A 22,402-nucleotide genomic window follows, 5' to 3' on the forward strand; every position below is an offset into this window, starting at 1 on the left:
GGAGCCGACGCCGCGGGCGCGCCCCACCCCCCCTTCCCTCACCCCGCAAGGAGAACGAAGACCATGACCCCTCGACCCACAGCACCGGCCGGTCGGCACGAAGGGGCCGCGCGATGAGGGTGCTACTGCTCGGAGCCAACGGCTTCATCGGCCGCTTCGTCGCCGACCGGCTGCTCGCCGACCCGGCCGTCCACCTCACCGCCCTCGGCCGGGGCGACGACGCCGACGTGCGCTTCGACCTCGCGTCCGGCAGCCCCGGCGCGCTCACCCGGTTCCTGGACGCCGTCCATCCCGGCGTCGTCGTCAACTGCGCGGGCGCCACCCGGGGCGGCGCCCGCGAGCTGACCCGGCACAACACCGTCGCCGTCGCCACCGTCTGCGAGGCCCTGCGCCGCAGCGGCTGCGGCGCCCGGCTCGTCCAGGTCGGCTGCGCCTCGGAGTACGGGCCCAGCCAGCCCGGCTCCTCCACCGCCGAGGACGCCGTGCCCCGCCCCGGCGGCCCGTACGGCGTGTCCAAGCTGGCCGCGACCGAACTCGTCCTCGGCTCGGCGCTCGACGCCGTCGTCCTGCGGGTCTTCTCGCCGGTCGGCCCCGGCACCCCCGCCGGCTCCCCGCTCGGCCGCCTCGCCGAGGCGATGCGCCGGGCGATGCAGGCCGGGGACGGCGAGCTGAAGCTCAGCGGCCTCGGCGTGCAGCGGGACTTCGTGGACGTGCGGGACGTGGCGCGGGCCGTCCACGCCGCCTCGCTCTCCGCCGCCCAGGGCGTCGTCAACATCGGCACCGGCCGCGCGGTCCGGCTCCGCGACGCCGCCGCCGTCCTGGCCCGGGTCGCCGGCTACGCGGGCAACCTGAACGAGCTGGACGTCCCGCACGGCGGCCCGCAGCGCCCCGTGATCGGCGCCCCCCGCACCGAGGGGACCGTCGCCGACCAGCTGGCCTCCGCCCCCTACCCGTACCCCGACGGCTGCGGTCCCTGGCAGCAGGCCGACGTGCGCACCGCCCGCGACCGGCTCGGCTGGCGGCCCCGGATCAACCTGGAGGAGTCGCTCGCGGACATCTGGATGGAGGCGGCGTGTCGCATCTGACGGCCACCGCCGCGGGGTCGGTCCGGGCGCTCGGCGTGGGCGTCCCCGGCTATGCCCACCCGCTGCTCGCCCCCGTCGAGTGGGGCGAACTGACCCGCCCCGGCACCCCGTTGCACTGGGCGGTGCTCAACGTGGCGGAGGGACCGGGCAGCCGCCCCGACCCGCACTGCCTGGAAGCGGCCGGGCGGCTCCGCGAGGCCGGGGTCAGGGTCCTCGGGCACCTCGACGCCGCGTACGGCACCCGGCCCTTCGGGGAGCTGATGTCGGACGCCCACCGCTTCCTCGACTGGTACCGGGTGGACGGTCACTACCTGGACCGCTGTCCCGCCGACCGGGCCGACCTGGCCGGGGTCCGGCGGGTCGCCACCGCCCTGGGGGCGGGTCCCGGCGGCGAGTCCCACCTCGTCCTCGGCCACGGCACCCACCCCCATCCCGGGTACGCCGAGACCGCCGACCAGCTGGTGACGTTCTCCGGCGCCTGGGCGGACTACCGCTGGTCGCAGGTGGCCGAGTGGACCGCCGCGTACACGGAGGCGAAGTTCGTCCACCTCGTGCACGGCGTCCCGCGCACCCACCTGGAGGAGGCCCTGCGGATCGCCCGCTGGCAGGGCGCCGGGACGATCTTCTTCACCGACCGCACGGGGGCACCGGGACAAACCGCCGCGTTTCACTCCCTGCCCGGCTACTGGGACGAAATCGTCTCGCGGATCGGAACGGGTGTCTCGGAATGAGAAGGGGCGTGGCAGTGTTACGGGGAGAACAACCGTACTGACATACCGACAACCGGAGTCCCCGTGTCGCTGCCACCCCTGGTCGAGCCGGCCGCCGAGCTCACCGTAGACGAGGTCCGCAGGTACTCCCGCCACCTGATCATCCCGGACGTCGGGATGGACGGGCAGAAGCGGCTCAAGAACGCCAAGGTGCTGTGCGTCGGTGCCGGCGGCCTCGGTTCGCCGGCGCTGATGTACCTGGCCGCCGCCGGCGTGGGCACGCTCGGCATCGTGGAGTTCGACGAGGTCGACGAGTCGAACCTCCAGCGTCAGATCATCCACAGCCAGGCCGACATCGGCCGCTCCAAGGCCGAGTCGGCCCGCGACAGCGTCCTGGGCATCAACCCGTACGTGAACGTGGTCCTGCACCAGGAGCGCCTGGAGGCCGACAACGTCCTCGAGATCTTCGGCCAGTACGACCTGATCGTGGACGGCACCGACAACTTCGCCACCCGCTACCTGGTGAACGACGCCTGCGTGCTGCTCGACAAGCCGTACGTGTGGGGCTCGATCTACCGGTTCGACGGCCAGGCGTCGGTCTTCTGGTCCGAGCACGGTCCCTGCTACCGCTGCCTCTACCCGGAGCCCCCGCCGCCGGGCATGGTCCCGTCGTGCGCCGAGGGCGGCGTCCTCGGCGTGCTCTGCGCGTCCGTCGGCTCCATCCAGGTCACCGAGGCCATCAAGCTCCTCGCCGGCGTGGGCGACCCGCTGGTCGGCCGTCTGATGATCTACGACGCCCTGGAGATGCAGTACCGCCAGGTCAAGGTCCGCAAGGACCCGAACTGCGCGGTCTGCGGCGAGAACCCGACCGTCACCGAACTCATCGACTACGAGGCGTTCTGCGGCGTCGTGTCCGAGGAGGCCCAGGAGGCGGCGGCCGGCGCGACGATCACTCCCAAGCAGCTCAAGGAGTGGATCGACGAGGGCGAGGACATCGACATCATCGACGTCCGCGAGCCGAACGAGTACGAGATCGTCTCGATCCCCGGCGCGCGCCTGATCCCCAAGAACGAGTTCCTGATGGGCACCGCCCTCCAGGACCTCCCGCAGGACAAGCGGATCGTCCTGCACTGCAAGACGGGTGTCCGCAGTGCGGAAGTCCTCGCCGTGCTCAAGTCCGCGGGCTTCGCGGACGCGGTGCACGTCGGCGGCGGCGTGATCGGCTGGGTCCACCAGATCGAGCCCGGGAAGCCGGTCTACTAGGGCATGTGCCGGAGGGCCCGGCCCCCGCCGGGGCCGGGCCCTCCGGCGTCACTTCTTGCAGACGGTTCCGGACTTCGGCACCCGGCCGTCCAGGAGGTACGCGTCCACGGCCTTCTTCACGCACGCGCTGCCGCCGTTGTAGGCGCCGTGGCCCTCGCCCTCGAACGTCAGCTCCACGCCGACCCCGCCGCCGAGCCCCTTCACCATGGCCCGCGCGCCCTCGTACGGCGTGGCCGGGTCGCCGGTGTTGCCCACCACCAGGATCGGCGCCGCGCCGGGCGCGGAGACGTCCGGGTGCTCCCAGGTCCCGGCCACCGGCCACTGCGAGCAGCTCGCGAGCGACCAGCCCATGAAGTCGCCGAAGACGGGGGACGCCTCGCGGAACCGGCCGAGCCGTTCCTTCGCCTGCCCGAGGGTGTAGCGCTCCTCGTAGTCCACGCAGTTGACGGCGGCGTTGGCGGCCTGGATGTTGCTGTACGAGCCGTCCTGGTTCCGCCCGTTCATCGAGTCCGAGAGGGAGAGGAGCAGCGCGCCGTCGCCGCCCTCGGCCGCTTCGAGGCCCTGCTCCAGGTAGGTCCAGAACTCCTTCGAGTACAGGGCCTGCGCGATGCCGTTGGTGGCCTGCGTCTGGGTGAGCCGGCGGTCCCCGATGCCGGTGATCGGCTTCTTGTCGAGGGACGCCAGCAGGTCCGTGACGAAGGTCTCGATCTCGGCGACGCTCGTGCCGGGCAGCGCGCACTCGTCGCCGCGCTCCACGCAGTCCCGGGCGAAGTTGTCCAGGGCCAGCTGGAAGCCCCTCGCCTGGCCGAGGGCCCCCTCCTCGACGCCCGCCTCCGGGTCCACCACGGCGTCGAAGACGGCCCGGCCGACGTTCTTCGGGAACAGGTGGGCGTAGACCCCGCCGAGTTCCGTGCCGTACGAGATGCCGAAGTAGTGCAGCTTCTCGTCGCCGAGGACCCGGCGCATCAGGTCCATGTCCCGGGCGGCGTTCTCGGTGCCGACGTGCGGCAGGACGGTGCCCGCCTCCTCCTCGCAGCCGGCCGCGTACTTCTTCTGCGCGTCCGACAGCGTCCGCTCCTCGGCCGCGTCCTCGGGCGTGAAGTCCAGCGCGTAGTAGGCGTCCAGCTCCTTGTCGCCCGCGCACTCCACGGGGACGCTGCGGCCCACCCCGCGCGGGTCGAAGGAGACCAGGTCGTAGCGGCTCCGCAGGGTCTCGTAGTCCTCGGCGAAGCCGGGCAGGCCGGTGACGCCGGAGCCGCCGGGCCCGCCGAAGTTGAAGACGAGCGAGCCGATCCGCCGGGCGCCGTCCCGGGCCCGGGCCCGGATGAGGGCCAGCTCGACGGTCTCGCCCTCCGGCTTCGACCAGTCGAGCGGGGCCCGCAGGAAGGAGCACTCCCAGGCGCCGCCGCCGGGCGGCGGGGACGGCGCGGGCCCGCCGCCCTCGGCGGGGGACGGCGGCGGGCACGGGTTCCAGGACAGCTTCTGCGCCGCCAGCGCCGGGAGCCCGCCCGAGACGGACGGCTCCGGCGGGTCGCCGGCGTCGTTCCCGCCGCCCGAGCACCCGGCGGCGAGCAGCACGGTGGTGGCGGTGAGCAGGGCGACGCGCTGGGCTGCGGAGATCGGCATGGACCCATGGTGGTCCCCCGCCCCCGCCGTCGCGCGGGACGGGGGTCCATGCGGGTGGCCCCGGGCGGGCCGGGACCCGGACGGGTCCCGGCCCCCGTCACAGCGCCTCGCGCCTCGTCAGCCAGTTGAAGCAGAGCCAGCCCGGCAGGACCGGCAGCCACAGGGTGAGGAGACGGTAGAGGAGCACCGCCGGGGTCGCGACCTCCAGCGGGAGGCCCCCCACCGTCACCAGGCCGAAGGTCAGCGCGCCCTCGACCGCGCCGACACCGCCCGGCGTCGGCGCCGCCGAGCCGAGCGCGTTGCCCGCGAGGAAGACGACGGCCACGCTCGCGTAGCTCAGGGACTGGTTGTCGTGGCCGAAGGCCCGGATCGAGGCGTCCAGACAGAGCACGAACGCGCCGGTGAGCAGCAGCATCCCGCCGATGCCGGTCAGCAGCTTCATCGGCCGCTGCAGCACGTCCAGCATGCGCGGCACCACGCCCGCGAAGAGCGAGCGCAGCCGGGTCGACACGAACTTGCGCAGGAACGGGATGGCCGTCACCACCAGGACGAGCACCGCGACCGTGAGCAGTCCCGCGATGACCGTCCTCGACGGGGTGAAGGACTGCGACTTCTCCGTCCCCGTCAGGTAGCCGAAGGAGAGCAGCAGCAGGACGTGCGCCCCGAGGCCGAAGAGCTGCGAGGCGCCGACGCTCGCCACCGCGAGGCCGGGCCGCACCCCCGAGCGCTGGAGGAAACGGGTGTTCAGGGCGACGCCGCCGACCGCCGCCGGAGCGACGATCTTCACGAACGAGCCGGCGACCTGCGCCACCACCGTCCGCCAGAACCCGACCCGCTCGGGGACGAACCCCAGCAGGCTCATCGCCGCCGCGACGTAGCTCAGCGCCGAGAACAGCACCGCGGCCGCCACCCACCGCCAGTCCGCCTGGCTGATCGTCGAGAGCGGGGTGCGGGCGATCTGCGAGAGCAGGAAGTACGCGGCGACCGCGCCCGCGATCAGACTGACCAGGGTCCGCGGCTTGATCCGCTCCAGGCGCACCGGCTCCACCGGGGCCTGCGGGCGGATCAGCAGCACCTGCTGCCGGATCTGGACGAGCAGGTCCTCCTCGCGGGCCTCGTCGAGCGCCGTGTCCAGGGCCTGCTTCTCGGCCTTCTTGTCCGCCTTCCGCTCGGCCTTCTTCTCCGCCCGCGCGGCCTTCTTGTCCGCGGCGGCCTCGGCCTTGGCCAGCTCCCGCTCGCGCTTGGCCGCCTCGGAGGCGGCGAGGGCGGCCTCCCGCTCCCGCGCCGAGCGCTCCCGCGCCAGCTTCCGCAGCGTCGCGCGCGTGGAGCGGCTCAGCGCGATCGGCTGGAGCAGCGGCAGGCAGTCCGCGACGGTGTCCGGGCCGAGGACCTCCACGGCCGCCGCGACCGCCCGCTCGGCCCCGATCCGCAGCCCCAGGGTGGTGAGCAGCTGCGCGATGTCCATCCGCAGGACCAGGTCGCCGGCCGCGATCTCGCCGCCCCGCAGCTCGGTCAGGATCACCTTGCCGGAACGATCCACCAGGATGGCGTCCCCGGTGAGGCGGCGGTGCGCGATCCGGCGCGACTGGAGCGCCTTCACCTGCCGCCAGGCGCTGCGGGCCAGCTCGCCGGTGATCTCGTGGTCGTCCAGCGAGTCCAGGCTGCGGCCGCCGGTGTGCTCGTACACCAGCATCACGGCGTCCGGGCCGAGTTCCGAGGTGGCGATCAGCTTCGGCGCGTTCGCGCCGGCGGCGATCGCCGCGTACGCGAGGAGCGCCTCCTGCTCCAGGGCCTGGCGCAGCGAGACGATGGAGCGGCGGGTGGTGATCGTCCGCAGGGTGATCCGCCGCCACACGCGGTAGAAGAAGCCGTGCGCCTGTTGCTCCCGGTCGACCACGGTCACGTCGAGCGGCGGTCCGGCCTCCAGGGTCACGATGTAGCGGCGGCCCCGGTCCCCGTTGTCCGCCGAGTCGGGCACGCCCTCCGAGCGCAGCGCCGTCACCGGCCGGAAGCCGACCCGGCGCAGTCCGGCGAGGAGGGTCTGCCCGGTGGGCCGGACGTTCGGGGAGCCGACCGCGTACAGCGTGCCGTACGCCACCGACCAGCCGATGAGCACGGTCAGGACGATCGAGAGCGCCGTGGTGTACCCGGCCACCAGCATCGTGAACGCGTCGAGCAGCAGCACCGCCCAGAGCGCGATCCGCCAGCGGGGACGGCGGGCCATGCCCACGGCGGTCATGTACGCGATGACCGGGGCGAGGTAGTTGTGCACCGGGTCGGTCAGCCCGCCGCCGGACTGCGGCTGGGTCAGCGCGTCCCGGATCGTGCCCCGGACGGTGCCGGGCACGGCCTGGGCGACCCAGAGGTCGGTGGCGAGGGTCACGCCGTGGGCGAGGACGGCGGCGAGGACGCCGTCCGCGATGCGCAGCCCGTCCCGCTTGACCAGCCGCTCGACGGCGAAGGCGACCGGGACGAGGAGGACGGCGATGGAGGAGACGAGACCGGCGATCCTGACGAAGACGTCCGGGGCGCCGAGGGCCCCCGCGTTGATGTCCTTCTCCAGGCCGGAGGTCGTCGCGTGGGCGAACGCGGCGACGGCCAGGACGAGCCCGATCGCGAGCAGACCGGCGAGCAGCCGCATCAGGTCGGAGGGCCGGTGGACGCGGGCGGCGAGCAGCGGTTCGTCGCCGGAGACCCGCTCGGGCACGTCGGCCTCGCCTCCCCCGGGAGGCTGCGTGTCCTGCCCCATCACCCTGTCCGTCTCCGCATGCGCGCCGTCTCGTTCCCGCTCTTGTTCCCGTGCGTGTCGCTCTTGCGTTTCTTGTCGCTCTTGTCGCTCTTGATCTCGTATCACCAGTCACCGCCCGCACGATGGTGGCACGAAGAGCAGCCGCGCGGAGGCAGCAGGGCCATGTCGGTGGGATGGGGGAGGATGGGACGGACGAGTCTGGAGGAGCCCGTGGGGGAGGCCGGAGAAGTGACCGAGCACGGCGGAGGGACGCCCGGGCCCGGCGGGGAGCCGCCCGCGTACCCCGCGTACGCGGAGCGGGTGCTCGACGTCGCCGACGCGATCCCGCCCGGCCGCGTGATGACCTACGGCGACGTCGCCGAGTGGCTGGGCGAGGGAGGACCGCGCCAGGTGGGCCGGGTGATGGCCCTGTACGGCGCGGCCGCGCCGTGGTGGCGCGTGGTCCGCGCGGACGGCACCCTGCTCCCCGGCCACGAGCCGCGGGCCCTCGCGCACTACCGCGAGGAGGGCACCCCGCTGCGCCCCGCGGGCCCCGCCGCCGGGGGGCACGTGCCCAGGATCGACATGCGGCGGGCGCGCTGGGACGGCGCCGGGGCCCCGGAGGGGGACGCCGGCGGGGGTGCCGGAACTCACACGTGAGGACATCGGCCCAGGAGGCGCGGCCGGGGCGGGGCGGACGGGCCCGGCCCGGCCCGTCGCGCGGCGCCGCGCACGGCTCGCCGCCGCCCCGCTTCGCGTAACGTCGTCGTTCGCGTCTTCCGGGACGGCCGCTCCGCACGGCCGCCTCACCCGCACCACCACACCCACCAGGACCGGCGAACCACGTGAGCTCCTCCTCCACCACCCGGCGTACGCCGCCGCACCAGGGACAGCCGCACCCGGGCCCGGGACGGCAGCGGACCCCGGGCGCGTACCGGCTGGTGCGCACCGCACCGGCCCCGCCGGGTCCCCCTCAGCTGGACGCGGCGCAGCGGGAAGTGGTTGAGCACACCGGCGGACCGCTCCTCGTCCTCGCCGGCCCCGGCACCGGCAAGACGACGACGCTGGTCGAGTCGGTCGCGGCCCGCGTGGAGAAGGGCGCCGACCCCGAACGCCTCCTCGTCCTCACCTTCAGCCGCAGGGCCGCCGTCGAACTCCGCGACCGCATGGCGGTCCGGCTCGGCGGCCGCCGCCCGCCGCAGGCCACCACCTTCCACTCGTACTGCTACGCCCTGATCCGCGCCCACCAGGACGCCGACCTCTTCTCCGAACCGCTGCGGCTGCTCTCCGGACCCGAGCAGGACCTCGCGGTGCGCGAGCTGCTCGCCGGCCAGATCGACCTGGAGAGGAACGGCCTCGGCGGCATCCGCTGGCCCGACGACCTGCGCGCCTGCCTCACCACCCGGGGCTTCGCCGACGAGGTGCGGGCCGTCCTCGCCCGCTCGCGGGAGCTCGGCCTCGGACCGGACGAGCTGGCCCGCTTCGCGGAGCGGGTCGGCCGCCCCGACTGGAAGGCGGCGGCCGGCTTCCTCGCCGAGTACCTCGACGTCCTCGACCTCCAGGGCGTCCTGGACTACACGGAGCTGGTGCACCGGGCCGTGCTGCTCGCCGGGAGCGTCACGCTGCCCGCGTACGACGCGGTGTACGTGGACGAGTACCAGGACACCGACCCGGCCCAGGTCCGGCTGCTGCGCGCGCTCGCGGGCGGCGGCCGGAGCACGGTCGTCGCCTTCGGCGACCCGGACCAGTCCATCTACGCGTTCCGGGGCGCCGACGTGAACGGCATCCTCGACTTCCCCGACTCCTTCGGCGGCGCGCCGGTCCGCGTCCTGCGCACCTCCCGCCGCTCCGGGGCCCGGCTCCTCTCCGCGACCCGGCTGCTGGCGCAGCGGATGCCGGTGCCCCGGCTGCCCGCCGAGAAGGTCCGCGCCCACCGGGAGCTGACGGCGGTACGGGACGGGGGCCGGGCGGAGGCGTACACGTACCCCACGGCCTCGGCGGAGGCCGAGAACATCGCGGACCTGCTGCGGCGCGCGCACCTGGAGGACGGCGTCCCCTGGCAGGACATGGCCGTCCTCACCCGCGCCGCCGCCTCCCTCCCCTCCCTCCGCCGCGCCCTCACCTCGGCGGGCGTCCCGGTGGAGACGGACGCCGCGGACACCCCGCTCCGCCACGAACCGGCGGTGGCCCCGCTGCTGCTCGCCCTGCGCGCGGTGTCGGGGGCGGGGGCGGCTTCCGGGGCGGCCGGGGCGGAGAGCGGGGCAGAGGCGGAGAGCGGGGCCGGAACCGAAGCCGGGACGGAGAGCGGGACCGAAGCCGAAGCCGGGACGGAGAGCGGGACCGGAACCGAAGCCGAAGCCGGTCCCGGCGGCCACGGCGACGGCGGTTGGCTCGACACCGAGACCGCCCTCGCGCTGCTCGCCTCCCCGCTCGCCGGCGTGGACCCGGCCGACCTGCGACGGCTCGGGCGGGCGCTGCGGGACGAGGAGCGGGCCGCGGGCAACAAGGTCCCGCCCCCCTCCGACGTGCTCCTCGCCCGCGCCCTCGCCGAACCCGAACGCCTCGTCGCGCACGACCCCGCCCACGCCCACGGCGTCCAGCGGCTCGGCCGGCTCCTCCGGACGACCCGGGCGCTGCTCGCCGCCGGCGGCACTGCCGAGGAAGCCCTCTGGGAGCTGTGGCAGGGCACCCCCTGGCCCGGCCGCCTGGAGCGCGCCGCCCTGCGCGGCGGCCCCGCCGGGCGCAACGCCGACCGCGACCTCGACGCGATCTGCGCCCTCTTCGAGACCGCGGCCCGCGCCGAGGAGCGCGTCGGCGGCCGGGGCGTCCTCAACTTCCTCGAAGAGCTCGACGCCCAGGACATCGCCGCCGACACCCTCACCCGCCGCCACGCCCGCCCGGACGCCGTCCGGCTCATGACCGCCCACCGGTCCAAGGGCCTCGAATGGGGCCTCGTCGTCGTCGCCGGGGTCCAGGAGGGCCTCTGGCCCGACCTGCGCCGCCGCGGCTCCCTCCTCGAAGCCGACCGCATCGGCCGCGACGGCCTCGCCGAACCCCTCACCCCCGGCGCCCTCCTCGCCGAGGAGCGCCGCCTCTTCTACGTCGCCGCCACCCGCGCCCGCGACCGGCTCGTCGTCACCGCCGTGAAGGCCGCCGCCGAGGACGGCGACCAGCCGTCGCGCTTCCTCGGCGAACTGGGCGCCGAGCCCAAGGACGTCCCCGGCCGCCCCCGCCGGCCCCTCGCCGTCTCCGCCCTGGTCGCGGAGCTGCGCGCCACCACCGTCGACCCGGCCGCCCCGCCCGCCCTGCGCGACGCCGCCGCCCACCGGCTGGCCCGGCTGGCCGCGCTCACCGACGACGAGGGCCAGCCGCTGGTGCCGGCCGCGCACCCGGACCGCTGGTGGGGCCTGTTCGAACCGACGCGCAGCACGGTCCCCCTCCGCGACCGCGACCGGCCCGTGGCGCTCTCGCCCAGCTCCCTCGACAACCTCGTCAGCACCTGCTCCCTCCAGTGGTTCCTGGGCCGCGAGGTCAAGGCCGACGCCCCCGCCACCGCCGCCCAGGGCTTCGGCAACGTCGTCCACGTCCTCGCCGACGAGGTCGCCTCCGGCCGCACCCCCGCCGACCTCGACGTCCTCATGGCCCGGCTGGACTCCGTCTGGGACGCCCTCTCCTTCGACGCCCCCTGGAAGTCGGCCCAGGAGAAGCGGAACGCGCGCGCGGCCCTCGAACGCTTCCTGAACTGGCACGTCATGGACCGGGGCGGCCGCGCCCCCGCCGCCTCCGAGCAGGACTTCGACGTGACCCTGGAGGCGGGGGAGTACGAGGTCCGCGTCCGGGGCTCCATGGACCGCGTCGAGACCGACGAACAGGGCCGCGCCTACGTGGTCGACTTCAAGACCGGGAAGTCGTCCCCCACCCGGGACGAGGTCGCCCGCCACCCGCAGCTCGCCGTCTACCAGCTCGCCGTCCGCGAGGGCGCCCTGGACGAGGTCTTCGGCGGACGGCGGCCGGAACCGGGCGGCGCCGAACTCGTCCAGCTCCGGCAGCCCGCCCCGAAGAAGGAGGGCGGCGACACCCTGCCGAAGGTCCAGGCCCAGGAGGCCCTGACCGGGGAGTGGGTCGGGGAACTGCTCGCCCACGCCGCCGGCCGGGTCCTGGACGAGCGCTTCACCCCCACCGCCGGCCAGCACTGCGCGACCTGCTCCTTCCGGTCCGCGTGCAGCGCCCGGCCGGAGGGCCGCCACGTCGTCGAGTAGCGGGACGCGGCCGGAGAGGGACCGCCCGCGCCGGCCGCGCCGCCCCGTGCCGGGAACCCCGCGCCTCGACGGAGCCCCCGCCCGGAACGCCGTGCTCCGCCCCGGCCCGCCCCGCGCCCGGCGCCCCGCCGGCACCGGGCACCGGCCCGCGCGTGACGCCCCGTCGGAAAGAGAGGTCGGTCACGCGCGCGGGGGCCCCGCGCCCGGAACTCCCGCGCGCGGGACGCCCGGAACCCCGGCGGCGGGGCCCCGCGCCGGGCCGCGCTGTCGGACGGCCCGGCTAGCCTCTTCCGGTGACCGCACGCATCAGCGACCCCGAGGAGCTCAAGGAGCTGCTCGGCATCCCGTTCACCCCGGAGCAGACGGCCTGCATCACCGCGCCGCTCGCCCCGCAGGTCGTCGTGGCCGGCGCCGGCTCCGGCAAGACGACGGTGATGGCCGCCCGCGTGGTCTGGCTCGTCGGCACCGGCCAGGTCGCCCCCGAGCAGGTCCTCGGCCTCACCTTCACCAACAAGGCCGCCGGCGAACTCGCCGAACGCGTCCGCACCGCCCTCGTCCGCGCCGGCGTCACCGACCCGGACGCGATCGACCCCGACGACCCCCCGGGCGAACCCCGCATCTCCACCTACCACGCCTTCGCCGGACAGCTCCTCACCGACCACGGCCTCCGCATCGGCCTGGAGCCCACCTCCCGGCTCCTCGCCGACGCCACCCGCTACCAGCTCGCCGCCCGCGTGCTCCGCGAGGCCCCCGGCCCGTACCCGGCGCTCACCCGGTCCTTCCCGACCCTCATCACCGACCTGCTCGCCCTCGACGCCGAGCTGGCCGAACACCTCGTCCCGCCCGAGCGGCTCCGCGCGTACGACTCCGAGCTGCTCACCGCCCTCGCCGGCGCCAGGCTGAGCAACGCCGAGCTGCGCAAGGTCCCCGAAGCCGCCACCGCCCGCCGCGAACTCCTCGACCTCGTCGTCCGCTACCGCGCCGCCAAGCGCTCCCGCGACCTGCTCGACTTCGGCGACCAGATCGCCCGCTCCGCCGAACTCGCCACCACCCGGCCCGAGGTCGGCGCGATCCTGCGCGACGAGTTCCGGGTCGTCCTCCTCGACGAGTACCAGGACACCTCCGTCGCCCAGCGGCTGCTGCTCTCCGGCCTGTTCGGCCGGGGCACCGGACACGCCGTGACCGCCGTCGGCGACCCCTGCCAGGCCATCTACGGCTGGCGCGGCGCCTCCGTCGCCAACCTGGACGACTTCCCCGAGCACTTCCCGCACCGCGACGGCAGCCCCGCCGACCGTTACGCGCTCTCCGAGAACCGGCGCAGCGGCGGCCGCCTCCTCGACCTCGCCAACGGCCTCGCCGCCCCCCTGCGCGCGATGCACGCGGGCGTGGAGGCGCTGCGGCCCGCGCCCGGCGCCGAGCACGACGGCGGCGTACGGATCGCCCTGCTGCCCACCCACGCCGAGGAGATCGACTGGCTCGCGGACTCCCTCGCCCACCTCGTCCGCACCGGCCGCGAGCCCGGCGAGATCGCCGTCCTGTGCCGCACCGCCACCGACTTCCCCGCGATCCACGCGGCCCTCGTCGCCCGCGACGTGCCCGTCGAGGTCGTCGGCCTCTCCGGCCTCCTCCACCTGCCCGAGATCGCGGACCTCGTCGCCGTCTGCGAAGTCCTCCAGGACCCCGGCGCCAACGCCTCCCTGGTACGGCTCCTCACCGGCCCCCGCTGGCGGATCGGCCCCCGCGACCTCGCCCTCCTCGGCCGCCGCGCCCGCCTCCTGGTCCACCGGGGGAACGAGGAGCCCGACCCCGAGCAGCGGCTCGCCGCCGCCGTCGAGGGCGTCGACCCGGCCGAGGTGATCTCCCTCGCCGACGCGCTCGACACCTTCCTCGACTCCGGCGGCGCCCCCGACGACGGCCTGCCGTTCTCCGCCGAGGCCCGGGTCCGCTTCGCCCGCCTCGCCGCCGAACTGCGCTCCCTGCGCACCTCGCTCGCCGACCCCCTCATGGACGTGCTGCACCGGGTCCTGAACACCACCGGCCTGGAGGTCGAGCTCTCCGCCTCCCCGCACGCCCTCGCCGCCCGCCGGCGCGAGACCCTCGGCCACTTCCTCGACGTCGCCGCCGGCTTCGCCTCCCTCGACGGCGAGGCGACCCTCCTCGCCTTCCTCGGCTTCCTGCGCACGGCCGTCCAGTTCGAGAAGGGCCTCGACAGCGCCCTGCCCGGCGGCGAGAACACCGTCAAGGTCCTCACCGCCCACAAGTCCAAGGGCCTGGAGTGGGACGTCGTCGCCGTCCCCGGCCTGGTCACCGGCCAGTTCCCCAGCGCCCGCGCGCGCGAGTCCTGGACCTCCCAGCCGCAGGTCCTCCCGCACGCCCTGCGCGGCGACGCCGCCACGCTGCCGTCGGTCGGTGCCTGGGACGCCAAGTCCCTCGCCGCCTTCAAGAACGACATGCGCGACCACCAGCACACCGAGGAACTGCGCCTGGGCTACGTCACCTTCACCCGCCCCCGCTCCCTCCTCCTCGGCTCCGGCCACTGGTGGGGCCCGTCCCAGAAGAAGCCCCGCGGCCCCTCGGACTTCCTGCTCGCCCTGTACGACCACTGCGCGGCGGGCCACGGCGACATCGAGGCATGGGCGGACGAACCGGAGGAGGACGCGGAGAACCCGGCCCTGGCGGACGCGGACCGCGACGAGGCGTGGCCCCTGCCCCTGGACGAGGAGTCCCTCGGCCGCCGCAGGAGAGCGGCGGAACAGGTGAGGGCGCGGCTGTGGGCCCCGCCCCCCGAGGACTCCCGGCCGTACCCCGAGGACTCCCGCCCTGCCGACGGGGACTCCCGCCCGGCCGGGGCGGACCTCTGGCCGGGCGAGGAGGAACCCTGGCCGGACGAGGAGCCCTGGCCGGACGAGGAGGAACCCGTACGGGACGAGGAGGAACCCGTACGGGACGAGGAGGAACCCGTACGGGACGAGGAGGAACCCGTACGGGACGGGGAAGCCCTCCCCGGGGACACCCGCGCGGACACGGTCCCGGCGCCGAGGGCCCCCGAGCCGGAGGCCCCCGAGGACCCGGACCCGGACCGGGACCGGGACCGGGACCGGGACCGGGACCGGGACCGGGACCTCACCCCCGAGGACGCCAGGACCATCGCCTCCTGGGACCGCGACCTCACCGCCCTCACCGCCGAACTCCGCCGCACCCGCGCCACCACCCGGGACGTCCTGCTGCCCCCGTACCTCTCCGCCTCCCAGGTCCTGCGCCTCGCCGCCGACCCCGACGGCTTCGCGCGCGACCTGGCCCGGCCCATGCCCAGGCCGCCGCAGCCCGCCGCCCGCCGCGGCACCCGCTTCCACGCGTGGGTGGAGTCCCGCTACGAGGAGCTGCCGCTGCCCTTCCTCGGCCCGGAGGAGCTGCCCGGCGGCGAGGACTTCGCGGGCGAGCCCGAGATCCTCGACGAGCGGGACCTGGACGAGCTGAAGGAGGCGTTCGCCCGCACCCCGTACGCCCGCCGCACCCCGTACCGCGTCGAGGTCCCCGTCCACCTCACCCTCGCGGGCCGGGTCGTCCGGGGCCGGATCGACGCCGTCTACCGGGACCCGGACACCGGCGCGTACGAGATCGTCGACTGGAAGACCAGCCGCACGCGCACCGCCGACCCGCTCCAGCTCGCGATCTACCGGCTCGCCTGGGCCGAACAGCACGGCCTCGCGCCCGAGGAGGTGGACGCCGTCTTCGTGTACGTGCGGACGGGCGAGACCGCCCGGCCCGCCCGGCTCCCCGGCCGCGCCGGACTGGAGGCGATCCTGCTCGGCGGGGCACCCCCGGACGCCGGATAGGCTCGTGTGCATGAGCGAGACCCCGGACAGCGCCGTCCACGCGATACGCACGTACATCGAGCGGCACCGCGCCGCCTTCCTCGACGACCTCGCCGAGTGGCTGCGCATCCCCTCCGTCTCGGCCCTGCCGGAGCACGCCGGGGACGTGCGGCGCAGCGCCGACTGGCTCGCCGCCCACCTGAAGGAGACCGGCTTCACCACGGTCGAGGTGTGGGAGACGGCCGGCGCCCCCGCCGTCTTCGCCGCGTGGCCCTCCGGGGACCCGGACGCCCCGACCGTCCTCGTCTACGGCCACCACGACGTGCAGCCCGCCGCCCGCGAGGACGGCTGGCACACGGACCCCTTCGAGCCGGTCGTGGCCGACGGCCGGATGTACGCGCGGGGGGCCGCCGACGACAAGGGGCAGGTGTTCTTCCACACCCTCGGCGTCCGCGCCCACCTCGCCGCCACCGGCCGCACGACCCCCGCCGTGAACCTGAAGCTCCTGATCGAGGGCGAGGAGGAGTCCGGCTCCCCGCACTTCCGCGAGCTGGTCGAGGCCCACGCGGAACGGCTCGCCGCCGACGCCGTGATCGTCTCCGACACCGGCATGTGGTCCGAGACCACCCCCACCGTCTGCACCGGCATGCGCGGGGTCGCGGACTGCGAGATCGAGCTGTACGGACCCGACCAGGACATCCACTCCGGCTCCTTCGGCGGCGCCGTGCCGAACCCGGCCACCGTCGCCGGCCGGATCGTCGCCGCCCTCCACGACGCCGACGAACGCGTGGCGATCCCCGGCTTCTACGACGGGGTGACCGAACTCACCGACACCGAGCGCGCCCTCGTCGCCGAGCTGCCCTTCGACGAGGCGGCCTGGCTGCGCACGGCCAGGTCCCACGGCACCCTCGGCGAGGCCGGCTTCTCCACCCTGGAACGGGTCTGGGCCCGCCCCACCGCCGAGGTCAACGGCATCGGCGGCGGCTACCAGGGCCCCGGCGGCAAGACGATCGTCCCCGCCTCCGCCCACCTCAAGCTCTCCTTCCGGCTCGTCGCCGGACAGGACCCGGCCGCGATCGAACGCGCCGTCCGGGACTGGCTCGCCGGACTCGTCCCGGCCGGCATCCGGTACGGGATCGTCTTCGGCGCCCCGACCCGCCCCTGCCTCACCCCCCTCGGCCACCCCGCCCTCCGGGCGGTGGCCGGGGCGATGAGCCGGGCCTTCGACGGCGCCGAGGTCCGCTACACCCGCGAGGGCGGATCGGGCCCGGCCGCCGACCTCCAGGACGTCCTGGAGGCGCCCGTCCTGTTCCTCGGCATCTCCGTCCCGTCCGACGGCTGGCACGCCCCGAACGAGAAGGTCGAACTCGACCTCCTCATGAAGGGCGTCGAGACGACCGCTCATCTCTGGGGCGACCTGCCCGCCGCCCTCCACGCCGCCGAGCGCTGAACCCACCCACCGAACCGGGGGAGTAGGAAGCAACCTGTGAGCACCTTGAAGAACGCGCCGGTCCCCGAGAACGCGCCGGCCGCGGAGCACGCGCCGTCCCGGCGGGACGCGCCCGCGGACCGCCCGATCCCGCTCACCGCCCCGAGCGGCATCGACCGCGCCGCCCACCACCGCCTCGACGAGGCGTGGCTCGCGGCGGCCTGGAGCCACCCCACGACCCGGGTCTTCGTGGTCTCCGGCGGCCAGGCGCTGATCGACGACCGGCCCGACGGCACCACCGAACTCGTCATGACCCCGACGTTCGAGGCCCCGGTCACCGAGACCCACCGCTACTTCCTGGGCACGGACACCGAGGGCGTCTCCTACTTCGCGCTCCAGAAGGACTCGCTGCCCGGCCGCATGGACCAGTCCGCCCGCCCCGCCGGGCTGCGCGAGGCCGGCCTGCTGCTCTCCGACCGCGACGCCGCCCTGATGGTGCACGCCGTGGCCCTGGAGAACTGGCAGCGCCTCCACCGCTTCTGCTCGCGCTGCGGCGAGCGCACGGTCATCGCGGCGGCCGGCCACATCCGCCGCTGCCAGGCGTGCGGCGCCGAGCACTACCCGCGCACCGACCCGGCGGTGATCATGCTGGTGACGGACGAGGAGGACCGGGCCCTGCTCGGCCGCCAGGTCCACTGGCCGGAGGGCCGCTTCTCGACCCTCGCCGGCTTCGTCGAGCCGGGCGAGTCCATCGAGCAGTCGGTGGCCCGCGAGGTCTTCGAGGAGGCCGGCGTCACGGTCGGCGCGGTCGAGTACGTCGCCAGCCAGCCCTGGCCGTTCCCGTCCAGCCTGATGCTGGGCTTCTTCGCCCGCGCCACCTCCGCCGAGATCTCCGTGGACGGCGAGGAGATCCACGAGGCCCGCTGGTTCTCCCGCGAGGACCTGGCCGCCGGCTTCGCGTCCGGCGAGATCCTGCCCCCGTACGGGATCTCCATCGCCTCCCGCCTCATCGAGCGCTGGTACGGCAGCCCCCTCCCGAAGCCGGGCGGCGCGGTCTGACCCGCCCCGCGCACGACGAGAGCCCCTGCCGGACGCACGGTCCGGCAGGGGCTCTTTCCGGCCACCCCGAAGGGCGGCGGGGGCTCAGGCGCCGATCTTCTCCTTGACCTGCGCGAGGCTCGGGTTCGTCAGGGTCGAACCGTCCGGGAAGAGCACGGTCGGCACGGTCTGGTTGCCGCCGTTGGCCTTCTCGACGAACGCCGCCGAGTCCGGGTCCTGCTCGATGTTGATCTCCGTGTACGCGATGCCCTCGCGGTCCATCTGGCTCTTCAGCCGACGGCAGTAGCCGCACCACGTGGTGCTGTACATCGTCACAGTGCCCTGCATGGCCAGGCGCTCCTCTGGTGTCGCTTCGATAGCTGGCGGGTCCGGGAAGGAGAACGCGCGCCCCGCCCGTACCATTCCCGGCCCTCCGCCCGTACGTGTCATCGGATCAGTACGACCGGCGCCCCCGCCTGTGGACAACCCTCCGCACCCGCCTCGCGGGACCTGGCAGCATGGCGGGGTGACAGCAGCAACGCACTCCACTCTTTTCCCACCGGTCCCGGAGACGGCCGACGCGGTGCTCGACGGGCTCGACCCCGAGCAGCGCGAGGTCGCCCTCGCCCTGAACGGCCCGGTGTGCGTGCTGGCGGGAGCCGGCACGGGCAAGACGCGGGCCCTCACCCACCGGATCGCGTACGGGGTGCGGGCGGGCATGCTCCAGCCCTCGAGCGTCCTCGCCGTCACCTTCACCAACCGCGCCGCGGGCGAGATGCGCGGTCGGCTCCGCCAGCTCGGCGCGGGCGGCGTCCAGGCCCGCACCTTCCACTCCGCCGCCCTCCGCCAGCTCCAGTTCTTCTGGCCGAAAGCAGTCGGTGGCGAGCTGCCCCGGCTCCTGGAGCGGAAGGTCCAGCTGGTCGCCGAGGCCGCGGCCCGCTGCCGCGTCCGGCTCGACCGGAACGAGCTGCGGGACGTCACCGGTGAGATCGAGTGGGCCAAGGTCACCCAGACCGTCCCCGCCGACTACCCGGCCGTCGTCGCCAAGGCCCTCAGGGACGCCCCCCGCGACCCGGCCGAGATCGGCCAGATCTACGCCATGTACGAGCAGCTCAAGCGCGACCGCTCGGTGATCGACTTCGAGGACGTGCTGCTGCTCACCGTCGGCATCCTCCAGGACCGGCACGACATCGCGGACCAGATCCGCCGCCAGTACCAGCACTTCGTGGTGGACGAGTACCAGGACGTCTCACCGCTCCAGCAGCGGCTGCTCGACCTGTGGCTGGGGGACCGGGACGACCTCTGCGTGGTCGGCGACGCGAGCCAGACCATCTACTCCTTCACCGGCGCCACCCCCGAACACCTGCTGAACTTCCGCACCCGGCACCCGGGCGCCACGGTGATCAAACTGGTCCGGGACTACCGCTCCACCCCGCAGGTCGTCCACCTCGCCAACGGACTGCTCGGCCAGGCCCGCGGCCGGGCCGCCGAGCACCGTCTGGAGCTGATCTCCCAGCGCGACCCGGGCCCCGAGCCCGTCTACGCGGAGTACGCCGACGAGCCGACCGAGGCCGAGGGCACCGCCCGCCGCATCCGCGACCTCATCGCCTCGGGCGTCCCGGCCGGCGAGATCGCCGTCCTCTACCGGATCAACGCCCAGTCCGAGGTCTACGAGCAGGCCCTCGCCGACGCCGGGGTGCCCTACCAGCTCCGCGGCGCCGAGCGCTTCTTCGAACGCCAGGAGGTGCGGGAGGCGGGCATCGCCCTGCGCGGCGCGGCCCGCGCCGGGGGCAACGACTCCCTCCTCGACGACGCCGAGGACCTGCCCGCACAGGTCAGGGCGGTCCTCTCCACCAAGGGCTGGACCACCGAGCCGCCCGCCGGCTCCGGCGCCGTCCGCGACCGCTGGGAGTCCCTCGCCGCCCTCGTCCGGCTCGCGGAGGACTGCGCCCGCGCCAGGCCCGGGGCGACCCTCTCCGACCTGGTCGCCGAACTCGACGAGCGGGCCGCCGCCCAGCACGCCCCGACCGTCCAGGGCGTCACCCTCGCCTCGCTGCACGCGGCCAAGGGCCTCGAATGGGACGCCGTCTTCCTGGTCGGCCTCACCGAGGGCATGATGCCGATCACCTACGCCAGGACCGACGAGCAGGTCGAGGAGGAGCGGCGCCTGCTGTACGTGGGCGTCACCCGCGCCCGGGTCCACCTCACGCTCTCCTGGTCGCTCTCCCGCTCCCCGGGCGGCCGGGCCTCCCGGCGCCCCAGCCGCTTCCTCACGGGGCTGCGGCCCGGATCGGGCTCCCGCGGGGGCGCGGCCCCCGGCGGCGCCCCGGGCTCCGTCGAGCGGGGCACCGCCACCCGCCGGCGCGGACCGCGCGGCCCCGTCCGCTGCCGGGTCTGCGGCACGACCCTCACCGAGGCGGGCGCGATGAAGCTGATGCGTTGCGAGGAGTGCCCCTCGGACATGGACGAGGGTCTGTACGAGCGGCTGCACGACTGGCGCGCCGAGCGGGCGAGGGAGCTGGGGCAGCCTGACTACTGCGTGTTCACCGAGAAGACCCTGATGGCGATCGCCGAGCGGGTCCCCACCACGGACGGGGAACTCGCCTCGATCTCCGGTGTCGGCGTCCGCAAGCTGGGCCGCTTCGGAGCCGATGTCCTGGCCATCTGCGCAGGTGGGGAGAGGGGGACGGAGGGCGGGGAGGCATGAGGGAAACTCGTCGCGAAAATAGTTTGCGCCCGCCCCGTCAAGCCCCATAGGTTCTTAACCACGGAAACGGAGGCTTCTTCGAAGCCCCGTCTTCGTGCTGTACTTGTCCAAATAAACATGAGGGTCCGGCTCGCACCCGAGCCCTCCGAGACGCCGAGAGGAGGCGATTCCAGTGATCAGCTACACCATCCAGACCAGCACCGCCAGCTTCGTCAGCACCGCCAAAATGACCGATCGCTCGGTCGTCTCCGCCTGCACGCTCGGCCTCTCCGCCTCGGCGTTCACCGGCACCGGTCTGCCCTTCGCCGGCCTCTCCTTCCTCGGCATGTCCGCCGTGGAGCTGCGGCCCGTGGTGGACCTGCGCGACGAGCGACCGACCAGGGCACGGGAAGCAGGAGCGGCAGCCAAGGCGAACGCCTATGGCTTCGCGGCGACCGGTGCCGGCATCCAGCAGCAGACGCAGCACCACACGATGTGGGCCTTCCGTGGGCTCGAACCCTGGAGCGATCCAGCCTGATCCATGATCAGGCAGGCGCCTTCAGGGCCGCGGAACCCCACCCGGGATCCGCGGCCCTTCTGTTTGTCCCCGAACGGGGACGACCCCGTCCCCGTCCGGGACGGCGGGGAGAAGGTGCCTCGGGACAGAACCACCCGGTACCAGCCGAAACCCCGGCCAACAGGCCGGAACGACCAGACGAGGAAAGAACACCGTGCAACTCGAAGCGCACGCCCCGTCCGTACCGCCTTCCGCATCGATCTCCCGGCCCGGCCTCACGGAGGACCCCGCTTTGACCCCCCTCACCACGCTCACCGCGCTCGACGACGCCATCGAGAACCTCGGCGTCCCCGTCCCCTGTCGCGCCTACGACCCGGAGGTCTTCTTCGCCGAGTCCCCGGCCGACGTCGAGTACGCCAAGTCCCTCTGCCGGACCTGCCCGCTCGTGGCGGCCTGCCTCGCCGGCGCCAAGGAGCGGCGCGAGCCGTGGGGCGTCTGGGGCGGTGAGCTCTTCGTCCAGGGCGTGGTCGTCGCCCGCAAGCGGCCGCGTGGCCGCCCGCGCAAGAACCCGGTCGCGGCATGAGTGCCCTCGGAACCATCGACCGCCCCCTCACGCACGATCCCCAGAAGCAGGCCCCGATGACCTCGTCCACCAGCGAGCCCGCAGGCTCCGCGACCCCGGTTTTCTCCCCCGCCGCCGCGCCCACCGCGCGTCAGAACAGGACCCGTGAAATGCAACTCATCCCAGAAGCCCTGGCCCGCGCGCATATGAACGAGCGACGGCGCGAGGTCGACGCGGAACGCCAGGCCCTGCGCCTGGTCGCCGCCCGGCGCATGCAGCGCCGAGCCGAGCGCGTCTCGCTGCGCGCCCGGCGCGCGCTGGCCATGGCCGTCATGCACTGACGGCGCCGCCCGCCCGGAACGGACGGTCTCGCGCCCCTGAAGGCGCCCCCGCGGGGGCCGGTCCTCACGGACCGGCCCCCGCGGGGCGTTGTCCGGGACGGTCCCGCCCCCGCCGGGCTATCGTCGGAGGGGTGGACGACGCCCGGACCCCGCAAGAGCCCCTGCCCCCGGAAGAGCCCCTCGCCTGTGCGCGCTGCGGAACGACCGCCGACGCCCCGCCGCTGACCTGGACCTGCTCGGTGGAAGACGGCCGGCGGGTGTACTTCTGCGAGGACTGCGCCCGTGCCCACCTCCGCGCGATCGAGGCCCGGCTCGACTCCTCCTGGTGGTGACCCGGCCGCCG

16 protein-coding genes are annotated in these 22,402 nt (G+C 74.7%); 13 read left to right on the plus strand and 3 right to left on the minus strand.

All coding sequences use genetic code 11. The features are described 5' to 3' along the window. The first annotated feature begins 113 nt into the window (after nt 1-113). From ACFYZY_RS15035 to moeZ, 3 genes are all read left to right on the plus strand, one after another. Entirely contained in the window at nt 114-1,085 is a 972-nt protein-coding gene (locus ACFYZY_RS15035; RefSeq protein WP_388693567.1) for an NAD-dependent epimerase/dehydratase family protein, read from the plus strand. Beyond that, nucleotides 1,073-1,816, plus strand: coding sequence for a spherulation-specific family 4 protein (locus tag ACFYZY_RS15040; RefSeq protein WP_388693569.1), 744 nt, complete (start codon nt 1,073-1,075; stop codon nt 1,814-1,816). The genes ACFYZY_RS15035 and ACFYZY_RS15040 overlap by 13 nt, the downstream gene beginning before the upstream one ends. A 63-nt stretch (nt 1,817-1,879) precedes the next feature. Next, nucleotides 1,880-3,058, plus strand: a complete 1,179-nt coding sequence (moeZ, locus tag ACFYZY_RS15045) for an adenylyltransferase/sulfurtransferase MoeZ (protein WP_388693571.1) — start codon at nt 1,880-1,882, stop codon at nt 3,056-3,058. Nucleotides 3,059-3,106: 48 nt separating this feature from the next. Here moeZ and ACFYZY_RS15050 read toward each other — a convergent pair whose 3' ends face one another. Together ACFYZY_RS15050 and ACFYZY_RS15055 are read right to left on the minus strand one after the other, a co-directional pair. Then, on the minus strand, nt 3,107-4,684 hold the full coding sequence (locus ACFYZY_RS15050) for an alpha/beta hydrolase (protein WP_388693573.1): 1,578 nt from the start codon (nt 4,682-4,684) through the stop codon (nt 3,107-3,109). A 97-nt stretch (nt 4,685-4,781) separates the two neighbouring features. Then, on the minus strand, nt 4,782-7,433 hold the full coding sequence (locus tag ACFYZY_RS15055; RefSeq protein WP_388693575.1) for a YbhN family protein: 2,652 nt from the start codon (nt 7,431-7,433) through the stop codon (nt 4,782-4,784). Nucleotides 7,434-7,616: 183 nt separating this feature from the next. Here ACFYZY_RS15055 and ACFYZY_RS15060 point away from each other — a divergent pair, with 183 nt between their 5' ends. From ACFYZY_RS15060 to nudC, 5 genes are all read left to right on the plus strand, one after another. Further along, nucleotides 7,617-8,072, plus strand: coding sequence for an MGMT family protein (locus ACFYZY_RS15060; protein ID WP_388693577.1), 456 nt, complete (start codon nt 7,617-7,619; stop codon nt 8,070-8,072). A gap of 185 nt (nt 8,073-8,257) precedes the next feature. Next, entirely contained in the window at nt 8,258-11,671 is a 3,414-nt protein-coding gene (locus tag ACFYZY_RS15065) for an ATP-dependent helicase (RefSeq protein WP_388693579.1), read from the plus strand. Between the two features lie 293 nt (nt 11,672-11,964). After that, the gene (locus ACFYZY_RS15070) at nt 11,965-15,507 is read left to right on the plus strand and encodes an ATP-dependent helicase (RefSeq protein ID WP_388693580.1); all 3,543 of its coding nucleotides are present in this window, start codon (nt 11,965-11,967) and stop codon (nt 15,505-15,507) included. 10 nt (nt 15,508-15,517) lie between these two features. Then, nucleotides 15,518-16,936 (plus strand): dipeptidase, encoded by a 1,419-nt coding sequence (locus ACFYZY_RS15075; protein WP_388693582.1) that lies wholly within the window; start codon nt 15,518-15,520, stop codon nt 16,934-16,936. Nucleotides 16,937-17,062: 126 nt separating this feature from the next. Continuing rightward, nucleotides 17,063-17,974, plus strand: coding sequence for an NAD(+) diphosphatase (nudC, locus tag ACFYZY_RS15080; protein ID WP_388693615.1), 912 nt, complete (start codon nt 17,063-17,065; stop codon nt 17,972-17,974). Nucleotides 17,975-18,058: 84 nt separating this feature from the next. On the opposite strand, the gene ACFYZY_RS15085 is transcribed toward nudC, so the two are convergent. Next, nucleotides 18,059-18,301, minus strand: a complete 243-nt coding sequence (locus ACFYZY_RS15085; protein WP_388693584.1) for a mycoredoxin — start codon at nt 18,299-18,301, stop codon at nt 18,059-18,061. Nucleotides 18,302-18,536: 235 nt separating this feature from the next. Here ACFYZY_RS15085 and ACFYZY_RS15090 point away from each other — a divergent pair, with 235 nt between their 5' ends. From ACFYZY_RS15090 to ACFYZY_RS15110, 5 genes are all read left to right on the plus strand, one after another. Next, nucleotides 18,537-20,660, plus strand: coding sequence for an ATP-dependent DNA helicase UvrD2 (locus ACFYZY_RS15090; RefSeq protein ID WP_388693616.1), 2,124 nt, complete (start codon nt 18,537-18,539; stop codon nt 20,658-20,660). Between the two features lie 172 nt (nt 20,661-20,832). Further along, the gene (locus tag ACFYZY_RS15095) at nt 20,833-21,177 is read left to right on the plus strand and encodes a hypothetical protein (RefSeq protein ID WP_388693586.1); all 345 of its coding nucleotides are present in this window, start codon (nt 20,833-20,835) and stop codon (nt 21,175-21,177) included. A gap of 193 nt (nt 21,178-21,370) precedes the next feature. Continuing rightward, nucleotides 21,371-21,739: a WhiB family transcriptional regulator gene (locus ACFYZY_RS15100; protein ID WP_388693587.1), complete on the plus strand. Its 369-nt coding sequence runs from the start codon at nt 21,371-21,373 to the stop codon at nt 21,737-21,739. Continuing rightward, complete coding sequence (locus ACFYZY_RS15105) at nt 21,736-22,059, plus strand: hypothetical protein (RefSeq protein WP_388693589.1); 324 nt, start codon at nt 21,736-21,738, stop codon at nt 22,057-22,059. The genes ACFYZY_RS15100 and ACFYZY_RS15105 overlap by 4 nt, the downstream gene beginning before the upstream one ends. A gap of 131 nt (nt 22,060-22,190) precedes the next feature. Beyond that, nucleotides 22,191-22,391, plus strand: coding sequence for a hypothetical protein (locus ACFYZY_RS15110; protein WP_388693591.1), 201 nt, complete (start codon nt 22,191-22,193; stop codon nt 22,389-22,391). Nucleotides 22,392-22,402 lie beyond the last annotated feature (11 nt).

Source organism: Streptomyces sp. NPDC001744, assembly GCF_042892575.1.
Classification (GTDB): Bacteria; Actinomycetota; Actinomycetes; order Streptomycetales; family Streptomycetaceae; genus Streptomyces.